Source organism: Psychromonas arctica (assembly GCF_038155225.1).
Classification (GTDB): Bacteria; Pseudomonadota; Gammaproteobacteria; order Enterobacterales; family Psychromonadaceae; genus Psychromonas; species Psychromonas arctica_B.
Genome location: NZ_JBAKBA010000041.1, coordinates 1 through 12,877, shown reverse-complemented (window position 1 = coordinate 12,877; position 12,877 = coordinate 1). Strand labels below are relative to the sequence as shown.

11 protein-coding genes are annotated in these 12,877 nt (G+C 35.9%); all 11 read left to right on the top strand.

Features of this window, described 5'->3' with window-relative positions:
• The first annotated feature begins 87 nt into the window (after positions 1-87).
• Positions 88-843 (top strand): Nif3-like dinuclear metal center hexameric protein, encoded by a 756-nt coding sequence (locus tag V6255_RS14715; RefSeq protein ID WP_341628848.1) that lies wholly within the window; start codon positions 88-90, stop codon positions 841-843.
• Between the two features lie 1,379 nt (positions 844-2,222).
• The gene (locus V6255_RS14710) at positions 2,223-3,854 is read left to right on the top strand and encodes an ABC transporter substrate-binding protein (protein WP_341628847.1); all 1,632 of its coding nucleotides are present in this window, start codon (positions 2,223-2,225) and stop codon (positions 3,852-3,854) included.
• Positions 3,855-3,967: 113 nt separating this feature from the next.
• Entirely contained in the window at positions 3,968-4,888 is a 921-nt protein-coding gene (oppB, locus tag V6255_RS14705) for an oligopeptide ABC transporter permease OppB (RefSeq protein ID WP_341628846.1), read from the top strand.
• Between the two features lie 12 nt (positions 4,889-4,900).
• The gene (gene oppC, locus V6255_RS14700; RefSeq protein ID WP_341628845.1) at positions 4,901-5,803 is read left to right on the top strand and encodes an oligopeptide ABC transporter permease OppC; all 903 of its coding nucleotides are present in this window, start codon (positions 4,901-4,903) and stop codon (positions 5,801-5,803) included.
• Positions 5,804-5,822: 19 nt separating this feature from the next.
• Positions 5,823-6,788 (top strand): ABC transporter ATP-binding protein, encoded by a 966-nt coding sequence (locus V6255_RS14695; protein WP_341628844.1) that lies wholly within the window; start codon positions 5,823-5,825, stop codon positions 6,786-6,788.
• Positions 6,788-7,774 (top strand): murein tripeptide/oligopeptide ABC transporter ATP binding protein OppF, encoded by a 987-nt coding sequence (gene oppF, locus V6255_RS14690; RefSeq protein ID WP_341628843.1) that lies wholly within the window; start codon positions 6,788-6,790, stop codon positions 7,772-7,774. The genes V6255_RS14695 and oppF overlap by 1 nt, the downstream gene beginning before the upstream one ends.
• Before the next feature lie 228 nt (positions 7,775-8,002).
• The gene (gene leuB, locus V6255_RS14685) at positions 8,003-9,106 is read left to right on the top strand and encodes a 3-isopropylmalate dehydrogenase (RefSeq protein WP_025563556.1); all 1,104 of its coding nucleotides are present in this window, start codon (positions 8,003-8,005) and stop codon (positions 9,104-9,106) included.
• A 346-nt stretch (positions 9,107-9,452) separates the two neighbouring features.
• Complete coding sequence (locus tag V6255_RS14680) at positions 9,453-10,049, top strand: hypothetical protein (protein WP_341628842.1); 597 nt, start codon at positions 9,453-9,455, stop codon at positions 10,047-10,049.
• Between the two features lie 91 nt (positions 10,050-10,140).
• Positions 10,141-10,680 carry a YaeQ family protein gene (locus tag V6255_RS14675; RefSeq protein ID WP_341628841.1) on the top strand — a complete coding sequence of 180 codons (540 nt, stop codon included), beginning with the start codon at positions 10,141-10,143 and terminating at the stop codon, positions 10,678-10,680.
• A gap of 81 nt (positions 10,681-10,761) precedes the next feature.
• On the top strand, positions 10,762-12,216 hold the full coding sequence (thiI, locus tag V6255_RS14670) for a tRNA uracil 4-sulfurtransferase ThiI (protein ID WP_341628840.1): 1,455 nt from the start codon (positions 10,762-10,764) through the stop codon (positions 12,214-12,216).
• Positions 12,217-12,437: 221 nt separating this feature from the next.
• Positions 12,438-12,620 (top strand): DUF1737 domain-containing protein, encoded by a 183-nt coding sequence (locus tag V6255_RS14665; protein ID WP_341628839.1) that lies wholly within the window; start codon positions 12,438-12,440, stop codon positions 12,618-12,620.
• The last annotated feature ends 257 nt before the right edge of the window (positions 12,621-12,877 follow it).

Genomic DNA, 12,877 nt, shown 5'->3' with positions numbered 1-12,877 from the left:
ATTATGACTTATTACCTAGCTTTGATAGCTTAGCTTTAATCGCTATGTCTATTGGGCTATAAAGACCTCTATTTAAAAGTGAAGCATATGAATAATCGTAAACTCGCAAACAAGCTCGATCAATTCTTAGAAATACACCAATTCAAGGATTATTGCCCTAATGGATTGCAAATTGAAGGGCGTGAGCAAGTTAAAAAAATCATTACCGGTGTAACAGCTAATCAAGCGCTCATTGATGCAGCAATAGAACACAATGCAGATGCCATTCTTGTGCACCATGGTTTTTTCTGGAAAGGTGAATCTCAACAGATTGTGGGAATGAAATATAATCGAATTAAAGCGTTAATTGAGAACGGCATTAACTTATATGCGTATCACTTACCACTCGATGTTCATCCTGAATTAGGTAATAACAAACAATTAGCCGATTTATTAGGGATCACTGATCGCCGCCCATTAGAACCATGGGACAAACGAAGCGTAGGGCGTGTCGGTAAGTTTGAACAAGCAGTAACGCCGAGTGAATTAATTAACTCGATTACAGAAAAACTTAACCGTGAACCATTATGGATTGATGGTGGAAAGCCTGAAATTAAAACCATTGCATGGTGTACTGGTGGCGGACAAGATTATATTACCATCGCCGCAGAGCAAGGCATTGATGCGTTTATCAGCGGTGAAATATCTGAGCGTACCGTGCATATTGCAAAAGAGATGGGCATTCATTATTTTGCTGCAGGGCACCATGCTACGGAACGCTATGGTGCAAAAGCATTAGGTGAATGGTTAGCTGCTGAAATGGGATTTGATGTCACCTTTATCGATATTGATAACCCTGTTTAAGAAAAGTGATAGATTGATGATCTGAACGTGTTAAAAATCTACCTGATTACTTATAAAGCTTAGCCATGCTTAAACATCGGTGTGGCATAGGCGGAGTACGTATTGCAACGTGTATAAATAGGGTCAATATATCTTTAACAGTAAAGCGACAATTGAACCTATAACAGTATTCAGCTAAATACTTGGCATTAATTGAGTGATAAGAACTTGTTATTGAATTTTTACATTTTCTCTCATTGTGTTAAACCCAAATAAACTGTTCTTTAGTAATGCTGTCAGAGCCACTGTCATTAGCGGTACTAAAGTAATTACATTTTGTTTTATGAGCCGCTGTAAAACAAGCCCATCAGAGACAACAATACTCCCTTCGGCTAAATGTTTCTTAGACCAATGTGCCGCCTCTAATTAAGTGAAAATCTTCAATAACATTGAAGTTCATATATACCGGATGACCCTTTTTATTTGTAGAGACTGCTAGAATGAAGAGGATTTATTTTCTCATGACCACTCTTCATTTAGGTACACTAATATTATAGTTTGCCTTTTGATCGATCATAACTGAGTAATATGCACAATCAGAAAATCTATTCTAAAAGGATTTATACCGATTACATTAAATATGTTATCTAAATTTTTCGCTGGAAAACAGCTCAATTCAAGGCGTAAATTGGCTTTAATGGCTGTTCCTTTACTAAATTTACAACGAAGAAGTGGGCTGTTTTAACAAGTAAAATAGATAAGCTATTTATTGTGATTGGTATTACTATAAAACGTTAACTCTTTTAGTCTCATCTCCTTTACAGAGTTTCTACTGCAAAGTGGTTTTATTTAATCAGTAATATTGCGCTGCTTTGAATTAAAATTGATACTCTTAACCTGCTCCTCATCTTTAAAATAGCGATTAAACTAGATTCTAATAAATAGCATTCTATTAAATCACTACGTAGTATTTGCTTTAATGCCATTTTCCTTTTATTTCTATTTCCATTTTTAAGTTTATTAATCAATTGATTAATATTTTTATATGTAAGCCTCAACCCCCGCTAATTTACTCGATAAATTATAATTCTGCCTAGTGAGATCAAAGTATCTTTTCAGCTCGAACGTATTATGAGTTTGATTAATTTGCTCTAAATTATTGATTTATAGCACTTGTTTGGTGCAAAAAGTAAAATGATAAAAACAGAGAATCTCTATCTTATTGATAATAAAGGTTTTAATTGTTGGACCTTATATTGCACTTACTTTTTATAAGTGTTTTAGTGCTTCTTCTAATAATTATTAACTTGTGAGCACTAATCTGAACCATCTAATTAAAAAATTAACGTAAGTTTGATATTTAAAAATTCAGTAAATTTATACAACTCAAGGAATTAATTGTGAATAAAAATAAAATAACAAAAGCATTAATGCTAGGGCTTGGTCTTTCTTTTGCCGCTACCTCTTTTACAGCGTTTGCTGCTGATGTGCCTGAAGGTACTAAACTCGCTGCGAAACAAGAGTTCGTAAAAGGGAACGGTTCTGAAGTGGCTTCTATCGACCCACATAAAACGCAAGGCGTTCCTGAGTCAAATGTTATTCTTGATCTGTTAGAAGGTCTAGTGACACAAGATGCTGATGGCAATACCATTCCTGGTGTTGCAGAACGTTGGGAAACGACGGACAATAAAACCTTTACCTTTTACTTACGTAAAGATGCCAAATGGTCAAATGGTGACCCAGTGACAGCGCATGATTTTGTTTACAGCTTTCAACGTGCTGTTGACCCTGCGACCGCTTCCCCTTACTCATGGTATCTAGATATGACAACGATGTTGAATGCATCGGATATCATTGCAGGTAAAAAAGATAAAAGCACTTTGGGGGTTAAAGCAATTGATGACACTACCTTTGAAGTGAATTTATCATCGGCAGTTCCCTATTTTGTGATGATGATGGCTCACACAACTATGATGCCTGTGCATAAAGCAACGATTGAAAAGTTTGGTGACCAATGGACTAAACCTGAAAATTTTGTTGGTAATGGCGCTTTTGTGATGAGTAAATGGGTGGTTAATGAACGCATTGAAATGACCCCTAATAAAAACTACTGGGATAATGATAAAACAGTATTAACCAAAGTCACTTATTTACCACTGGAAAACTATGTGGCAGAAATGAACCGCTTTCTTGCGGGTGAAATTGACATGACGTATGAATTACCTAATGAGCATTTTAAACGATTAGAAAAAGAATACCCAGAATCGTTGACGATAAAAGGTGATTTATGTACTTATTACTACAGTTTAAATACACATAAAGCGCCGTTTGATGATGTACGTGTTCGTCAAGCAGTGTCTTATGCGATAGATAGAAATGTTATTGCTAAATTCTTATTAGGTAAAGGTGAAAAACCTGCTTATGGGCTAACACCCGAGATTGTTGCCCACTTTGATCCCGTATTACCCCCTTATGCTAAGTTAACGCAAAAAGAACGTAATACAAAAGCGAAAGCCTTATTAGAAGAAGCGGGTTATAACGCATCTAATCCACTGAAATTTTCACTTTTATATAATACTAGTGAAAACCATAAAAAATTGGCTGTCGCGATTGCATCAATGTGGAAGAAGACATTAGGGGGAGAGGTGACACTTGAAAATCAAGAGTGGAAAACTTACTTAGAGACTAAAAATCAAGGTGACTTTCAAGCTGCTCGTGCCTCATGGTGTGGCGATTATAATGAAGCCTCTACCTTTACATCATTGATGGAAGGTAGTAACACAACAGGTGGTGTACATTATCAAAGTGCTGAATATGATAAGTTAACAGAGCAAGCAACGTTAAGTACTTCAGAGGAAGAGCGTCAGAAACTATATTATGCTCAAGAAACATTATTAGCTAAAGATATGCCTATTATTCCTATCTATCAATATGTTAAAGCTCGTCTATTGAACCCTCATGTCGGTGGTTATTTCTATAATAATGCCGAAGATAAAAACTACTCTAAAAATATCTACATCAAAGCAGATTAAATTTTAGTTGTTTTATTTAATATATTAGAGGGTGGATTGCCCTCATTTTCATTTTTGAATCACACTAAACAAATTTAACCTTGTTTAGTGTGATCTATTCAATCGAGAAACTTATGTTTAAATTTATCTTAAAGAGATTCATTGAAGCGATCCCTACTTTATTAGTGTTGATCACTGTCTCTTTTTTCTTAATGCGTTTTGCTCCCGGGAATCCTTTTTCTAGTGAACGTGAATTACCCCCACAAGTAATGGAGAATATTAATGCTAAATATGGTTTAGATAAGCCAGTGTTTGAACAATACACTACTTATTTAACCAATGTACTTAAGGGTGATTTAGGTCCATCTTTTAAGTATCAAGATTTTACCGTTAATGAATTGGTTGTTGCTGCTTTACCTGTATCGGCAAAAATAGGCGTCTTTGCTTTTATCTTTTCTCTCATCTGTGGTGTTGCAATCGGAGCTCTCGCAGCATTGAAACAAAATACTTGGTTAGATTATGGACTGATGTCGACTTCAATGTTAGGTATCGTCATGCCTTCTTTTGTGCTTGCTCCCGTACTTATTTATATTTTCTCTATTAATTTAGGTTGGTTTCCTGCTGGTGGTTGGTTTGATGGTTCTATCCAATATATGGTGTTGCCTGTGTTAGGGATGGCAATGATGTATGTGGCCACTTTTGCCCGTATCACGCGCGGCAGTATGATTGAAACGCTCAACAGTAACTTCATTAGAACTGCTCGCGCTAAAGGGTTAAGTTTTTCTTATATTGTTTTACGACATGCTTTAAAACCTGCCATGTTGCCTGTTGTTTCTTATATGGGACCTGCTTTCGTTGGAATTATTACTGGTTCGGTGGTAATTGAGACTATTTTTGGTTTACCGGGTATCGGTAAGTTGTTTGTTAATGCTGCCTTTAATCGTGATTATTCGTTAGTCATGGGGATTACCATTCTGATTGGATTATTGTTCATCGTATTTAATGCCATCGTTGATATTTTATTAGCTTATGTCGATCCAAAAATTCGTTATTAAAGGATAGCTTTTATGTTTATTAAGAAAAAAAACGCCCAAGTCCTTGATAATTTATCTACTGATTTAGAGATTAAAGGTCGAAGCCTTTGGCAAGATGCACGTATCCGTTTTATGCGTAATAAAGCGGCTATGTTGAGTCTTTTCATCCTCACCGCCATTATTATTGCTGTGATAATTGTCCCTATGTTAAGTGAATTTTCTTATGACGATACTGATTGGTATGCCTTGCACCAGCCACCATCTTCGGATCATTTATTTGGCACTGATAGTTTAGGAAGAGATCTCTTTGTTCGCACTTTGATTGGCGGACGAATCTCAATGATGGTCGGAGTTTTAGGTGCATTGGTTGCTGTCATTATAGGGACTGTATATGGTGCTACTTCTGGCTTTATGGGCGGTAAAGTAGACCGTATTATGATGCGTATTTTAGAAGTACTTTATTCAATTCCATTTATGTTTTTAGTGATTGTATTGGTTACTTTTTTTGGTCGTAATATCGTCCTCATCTTTATTGCTATTGGCGCGATCGCTTGGTTAGATATGGCACGTATTGTACGTGGTCAGACTTTAAGTTTACGGGGTAAGGAGTTTATCGAAGCTGCGCATGTTTCTGGCGTGAGTAAGTGGAACATTATTAGGCGACATATCATTCCAAACGTATTAGGAATTGTTGCTGTTTATTCAACACTACTAGTGCCTAGCATGATTCTAACTGAGTCTTTCTTAAGCTTTTTAGGGCTAGGGGTACAGGAGCCAATGACCAGTTGGGGCGCATTGTTACAAGAAGGTGCGCAAAGCATGGAAGTCGCTATATGGCAGTTAGCTTTTCCTGCTGGATTCATGGTTATTACATTATTTTGTTTTAACTACATTGGCGACGGTCTTCGTGATGCGTTAGATCCAAAAGACCGATAGTGGCATTGAGGAACAGAATATGAATTTATTAGATGTTAAAGATCTGCACGTCGAATTTACTACTCAAGATGGTAATGTCACGGCAGTTAATGATTTGAATTTTTCACTACAGCCAGGAGAAACCTTGGGCATAGTCGGGGAGTCGGGTTCAGGTAAGTCACAAACAGTATTCGCCTTAATGGGCCTATTAGCAAAAAATGGCATTATTTCGGGCAGTGCTAAGTTTGAAGGCAATGAAATTCTAAACCTACCTGAAAAAGAATTAAATAAAGTACGTGCTGAACAAATTGCGATGATATTTCAAGATCCAATGACGTCACTTAACCCGTATATGAAGGTCAGTGCACAAATGATGGAAGTATTGATACTACATAAAAAAATGAGTAAAAAAGAAGCATTTGAAGAATCGATAAAAATGCTTGAGGCGGTTAAAATTCCTGAAGCAAGAAGTCGCATTAATATGTACCCGCATGAGTTTTCAGGCGGTATGCGTCAACGAGTGATGATTGCCATGGCACTGTTATGTCGTCCAAAATTATTAATTGCTGATGAACCTACCACTGCACTCGATGTGACTATTCAAGCGCAAATTATGGACTTATTGAACGAATTAAAGCATCAATTCAATACAGCTATTATCATGATCACCCATGATTTAGGCGTTGTGGCAGGTAGCTGCGATAAAGTATTAGTTATGTATGCTGGAAGAACGATGGAATATGGGTCAGTTGAGGATATTTTTTATCGACCGAGTCATCCATATACAGAGGGGTTATTAAAAGCTATTCCTCGCTTAGATAGCGAAGCTGATACGCTGCCCACGATTCCTGGTAATCCGCCGAATTTGCTTAATTTGCCTGAAGGTTGTCCTTATCAAGATCGCTGTCATCGGGCGATAGAAAATATTTGTAATGGAACACCTACGTTAACACCATTTGCACAGGATCGCTCACGTGCTTGTTTTTCTGACTGGGAGTCTTGGTAATGGAAATTAAAAAGAAATTAATTCTCGATATTAAAAATTTAAAAGTACAATTTGATATCCCTTCTAAATCACTTTTACCTTGGGCAAAACCAATTCCTTTGAAAGCGGTTAACGGTATTAATATTAAGCTATATGAAGGTGAAACACTGGGTGTTGTAGGTGAGTCTGGTTGTGGTAAATCAACATTAGCGCGTGCCATTATTGGGTTAGTACCTGTTACCTCTGGAAGTGTTGTGTGGTTAGGAGAAGATCTAGCAAGTTTGAATGACGAAGCGATGCGTGAAAAGCGTAAAGAAATCCAAATGATTTTTCAAGATCCATTGGCTTCATTAAATCCGCGTATGAATGTGGGGGATATTGTTGCTGAGCCTCTTCGTACTTTTTATCCTCATTTGTCTAAAGCTGAAGTAAAAGAGCAGGTGAAAGATATTATGAATAAAGTAGGCTTATTACCGAACGTGATTAATCGTTATCCTCATGAGTTTTCAGGTGGGCAGTGTCAACGTATTGGTATAGCAAGAGCCTTAATTCTAAAACCGAAGATGATTATTTGTGATGAGCCAGTTTCAGCTCTGGATGTATCGATTCAGGCTCAGGTAGTTAATTTACTTAAATCCTTACAGAAAGAGTTAGGAATTAGTTTAATTTTTATCGCGCATGATCTTTCTGTTGTGAAGCATATATCTGATCGTGTATTAGTGATGTACCTTGGTAATGAAGTTGAATTTGGTGAATGTAAACCTCTGTTTGCTGAACCTAAACATCCTTATACCAAAGCATTAATGTCAGCCGTACCTATTCCAGATCCTAGATTGGAGCGCGCTAAAAAGATACAAATGCTGGAAGGGGACTTACCTTCACCGATGAATCCACCTTCTGGTTGTGTTTTTAGAACTCGCTGCCCTATTGCTGTTGAGGCTTGTACATCGGCAAACGTTACATTAAAAGGGGACGAGATACACTCTGCTGCCTGTATTATGCAATAAATAATTTAATCCTTTATTATAAAGCGGTTAAATTAGCTTAATATCTCTTCATAAGGTTAATACAGAAGGACTGACCGTTCGTATTAACCTTACTTGAATCTATTCTGTTTAATATTCATTAATTTTGCTTAAATATGCGAAAAAACACCATCATAAATTGAAATTTAGTACACTTTTACTTTATGATGTGCCACGAAATACAATCCGAAAATCATTTAGGGAATCAGAATGACAACATATAACATTGCTTTACTAGCAGGCGACGGTATCGGTCCTGAAGTAATGAAAGAAGCTGTAAAAGTTTTAAAATTAGTTGAAGAACGTAATGCTGACGTTAACTTTGAATTAAATGACGTATTATTTGGTGCTGCTGCTTACTTTGCAACAGGCAAAGCTTTCCCTGAAGAGACTAAAGCAGCATGTGATAAAGCAGATGCTATTTTAAAAGGTACGATTGGTTTAAATCACGAAGACTCTAAAAAAATTCCTGTTGATGAGCAGCCTGAACGTGGTGCTTTATTACCTTTACGTCGTCGTTACAATACTTATGCTAACTTCCGTCCAGTATACTTACCAAAAGGTTTGGCTCACTTTTCTCCTCTTAAAGAGTCAGTGGTAGGTGAAGGCATCGACATCATGTTAATTCGTGAGTTAGTGGGTGGTTTATATTTCGGTGAAAAAGAAACAGGCGTTGACGCTGAAGGTCGCCGTTATGTACGTGAAGTATTAGAATACGATGAAGACCAAATTCGTCAAATCGTGCGTGTTGGTTTTGAAGTTTCAATGAAACGTAAAAAAATCATGCATAACATCCATAAATCAAACGTTTTAAAATCAAGCGTTTTATGGAATGAAATTGTTGAAGAAGAAAGCAAAAACTTCCCAGAAGTTGAAGTTGTTAATATTTTAGTTGACGCTGCAGCGACTTACTTATGTTTAAAACCAACTATGTTTGACGTAATGGTAATGGAAAATATGTTTGGCGATATCTTAAGTGACCAAGGCGGCGGTATCTTAGGTTCTTTAGGCCTAATGCCTTCTGCTTGCAAAGGTCCTGAAAAATCTTACTACGAACCATCACACGGTTCTGCGCCAGATATCGCAGGTAAAGGCATTGCAAACCCATACTCAATGATCGGTTCAGTAGCATTAATGCTAGAAATGAGCTTTGGGATGGAAAAAGAAGCTAAGAACCTTTGGGCTGCTATGCAAGGTGTATTTGAAGATGGTTACTCAACATCTGACCTGTCTAAAGAAGGTGAAGCTAACTTAGTAAGTACTGCTGAATTTGGTGATTTAGTGTGTGCTAAATTAGCGAAAATGCCTGTTTAATTCTTATTAATTAAACTTCAAAAATTACTTTATAAAACCACGTTCTGCGTGGTTTTTTTATGCCTTGAAAATGAGTTGATAAAGCTAATTACAATGAATTACTGATCTATTCCGCTGCAAAAAATCCACTTTTTATTATAAATTTCGTAAAAATAATAACTATTGCATTAATTTAAACTCTAAATTGAATTAAGTTAATCGAACTGGAGATACTTTAAAATAATTATTAGCACACCATAAAACTTCTTTTATTTGACATTGTAATTGACTATTTGTTTATTTTTATTGATATTGTTATTTATATTTGCTTTTATAATCTTTAATTTTAATTCTGTTAAGGATAAACATGAAAATATTTAACAAAATCATATTGGTATTGATTATTTCGCTTAGTAGTTTATACAATTTTTCATATGCTAAAGTGATAGATAACGGTACTTATACAACAATAAATGGATTAGATTGGTTAGATTGGTCATTTACATCGGAGTTAACACAAGAGGAAGCAATCGAAACATTTGATAAATCGGGTTATGGTAATGCATTTCGTTTAGCGACTCATGATGAAGCCATTGCCATGCTAGAAACTCTTTTTATTGAAACTTATAAAGGTATCGATGGACGGGAAGGCATTCCTTGGAACGGGGATAATATAGTTTTACACCAAGATGTTTATGGTGCTGAGTTTACAATTGATTTTTTAGATTTATTTGGAACATCAAATTCACCCGATTCTTATTCTGGAAAGTTTCGTTCATATGGCTATATTAATGATGGCGCATATGGAATTTATGAGGAAGAATGGATCTTTGGTGGTTCTGCATCATTTAACCCAAATCAAGGTGGAATAGTATTAGTAAGAGTACCTGCTCCTAGTACTTCAATTCTATTTGCTATATTCTTAGCTTTTATAATTATAGCTAGACATAAATCATCCGTGTAGTTCTCGATATAACGCTAACGAATAAGTAACATTCTAGTTAATATATTTTTAAACCACGTTTTATAACGTGGTTTTTTTTTGGAGAAACAAAATGGCGTTAAAGCCTACTATTTTTAAAATGAATATTAATGTATCGAATTTAGATAATGATATTTATGAAACGATTGCCTTGACCGTCGCACAACATCCTTCTGAAACCACAGAACGCATGGTGACGCGCATCTTAGCTTTTGTATTAAACAATCAAGAATTCTTGAGCTTTACCACTGGGTTAAGTGAAGCTGATGATCCGGATATTTGGGCTAAAAATTACAGTGATGAATTTTTACTGTGGGTTGATGTAGGTGAACCTACTTTTGATCGTATCAAAAAAGCATGTCGTCAAGCTAAAGTAGCTAAAGTCTATACGTTTAATACTAAATCTGGCGTGTGGTGGAAGCAATCGCAAAAAGATTTCTCAACCATTAAAGCAGAAGTCTATCAATTTGAATTTGAGCAAATTCAAGCACTAGCGGCTTTGGTTGAGCGAACAATGGATTTTAGTATTACTATTACAGACAATATTTTTTATATAGCCGCTAATAAAGGCAGTTGTGAAGTTAACTTAACTGCTTTACAGCAGCCTGATTAGTATAATCATTGCGCACGACCAAGTAGTGCGTATAATTCGCACTTCAAAATTAATACAGTCCTGAATCCAAGAGTGGTACCCATGAAATTTATCGTTAAGCTTTTTCCTGAAATTATGATGAAAAGTAAACCTGTGCGTAAGCGCTTCAGCAAAATGTTACAAGGCAATATCCGTAACGTACTGACTCGTCATGATGAAGATATTAAAGTGATTCTAGAGTGGGATAAAATTATCGTTCGTAGTGAAAATGACGACCCTGATAATAAAGCTAAGGTGATTCATTATTTACAAAGTACGCCTGGTATTGCGTTTTTCTTAGAAGTGACTGAATCTACTTTTACTGATATTCATGACATATACGAGAAAACAAAAGCGTGTTTTGGCGATAGTCTTGCAGGCAAAACATTTTGTGTTCGTGCAAAACGTATTGGTACCCATGACTTTGGATCAAATGAAGTTGAACGTTATGTTGGTGGTGGCTTAAATCAACATACAGATGCACTTGCGGTTAAATTAAAAAATCCAGATATGACGGTTAATATCGAAATTAATCAAGATAAATTATTTATGGTTGATCAACGTCATAAAGGATTAGGTGGTTTCCCATTAGGAACACAAGAATCTGTTTTATCATTAATTTCGGGCGGTTTTGATTCAGGTGTATCTAGTTACCAATTATTGAAACGTGGCTCACGTGTTCACTATTGTTTCTTTAATTTAGGCGGCGCGGCACATGAAATTGGTGTTAAGCAAGTCGCTTATCACCTTTGGGAACGTTTTGGTGCGTCGCATCGAGTTAAATTCGTTTCTGTTCCTTTTGAACCCGTTGTTGCTGAGATCTTAGAAAAAGTAGACAACGGTCAAATGGGCGTTGTATTAAAACGGATGATGATGCGCGCTGCGGCAAAAGTAGCTGCGAATTTAGAAATCGAAGGGTTAGTAACTGGGGAGGCATTAGGTCAGGTTTCAAGCCAAACCTTACGTAACTTATCAGTGATTGACCAAGTAACCGACACGCTTATTTTACGCCCATTAGTGGCTACTGATAAACAAGATATTATTGATTGTGCGCGTGAGATTGGTACCGCTGAAATATCTGAAACAATTCCTGAATATTGTGGTGTTATCTCACAGCGTCCGACTGTTAAAGCGGTGATGACTAAAATTCAGAAGGAAGAAGTTAACTTCGACATGTCTCTCATTGATAAAGTTGTTTTTGATGCAAAAGTCTTAGATATTAAAGATATTGCGACGGATGCAAAAGAGCAGTTGGTAGAAGTTGAATCTGTTTCTGCATTTGAAGTTAATGAAGTCGTATTAGACATTCGTTCTGCTGACGAAAGAGATGAAAAACCATTAGAAATTGAGGGAGTTGAAGTAGAACATTTACCTTTCTTCAAACTAAGTAATCAATTTGAAACATTAGCACAAGATAAAACTTACTTACTTTATTGTGAACGTGGCGTAATGAGTCAATTACAAGCCCTTTATTTAAAAGAAGCCGGATTTGATAATGTTAAAGTATATCGTCCTTAGGATTATATTAACTGCGTAATTTAGTATATCAGGACGTAGTTTATAATAATGTAACTTACACATTTTGAAATTAAGTTAAATCGGATAAAAAAGAAACGGCTATATGCCGTTTTTTTGTACATCTAAGTTGTTGATTCACAATTTTTTTGAGTAATAATATGCCTTTGAAGTGAATAGTTGTATGCTGATTTCATTCAATAGGCTTCATACAAGGGGTTAATATGCCGAATTCAATTGAGAATTATAAATTAATTACAGGTAAGGATGATGCTGAATTTTGTAGCAAAGTCACTAAAGTATTAAAAGAAGGTTATGAGCTTTATGGCTCTCCTACTATGACCTTTAATGGTGAGAGTGTTATTGTCGGACAAGCGGTTATTAAAAGACCATCACAATTGGTTTAAAAATTTAAATTAAGGTATTTAGCGGTCATCGCTATCTTAATGTTAATAACGATATCAACATCAACATTAAGATTAAAGCCTTAAAGTGAATACCAATATATTAAAATGCCTGTCATTGATTTGCTCATAGTAAGAGTAACGTCAGTAACAGGCTTTTTTATACCTAAATTTCAATTGCTTATACCAATGGAATTAAATAAGTGATTGCGCAGGAAAAATTAACACTAATAAGGCGTGAGTTGTAGGAGATAGTTGTT

Bases quoted from the DNA above. Each gene is read 5' to 3' on its own strand.
- V6255_RS14715 (WP_341628848.1), top strand. From the start codon at position 88: ATGAATAATCGTAAACTCGCAAACAAGCTCGATCAATTCTTAGAAATA.
- oppB (WP_341628846.1), top strand. From the start codon at position 3,968: ATGTTTAAATTTATCTTAAAGAGATTCATTGAAGCGATCCCTACTTTA.
- oppC (WP_341628845.1), top strand. From the start codon at position 4,901: ATGTTTATTAAGAAAAAAAACGCCCAAGTCCTTGATAATTTATCTACT.
- V6255_RS14695 (WP_341628844.1), top strand. From the start codon at position 5,823: ATGAATTTATTAGATGTTAAAGATCTGCACGTCGAATTTACTACTCAA.
- oppF (WP_341628843.1), top strand. From the start codon at position 6,788: ATGGAAATTAAAAAGAAATTAATTCTCGATATTAAAAATTTAAAAGTA.
- leuB (WP_025563556.1), top strand. From the start codon at position 8,003: ATGACAACATATAACATTGCTTTACTAGCAGGCGACGGTATCGGTCCT.
- V6255_RS14680 (WP_341628842.1), top strand. From the start codon at position 9,453: ATGAAAATATTTAACAAAATCATATTGGTATTGATTATTTCGCTTAGT.
- V6255_RS14675 (WP_341628841.1), top strand. From the start codon at position 10,141: ATGGCGTTAAAGCCTACTATTTTTAAAATGAATATTAATGTATCGAAT.
- thiI (WP_341628840.1), top strand. From the start codon at position 10,762: ATGAAATTTATCGTTAAGCTTTTTCCTGAAATTATGATGAAAAGTAAA.
- V6255_RS14665 (WP_341628839.1), top strand. From the start codon at position 12,438: ATGCCGAATTCAATTGAGAATTATAAATTAATTACAGGTAAGGATGAT.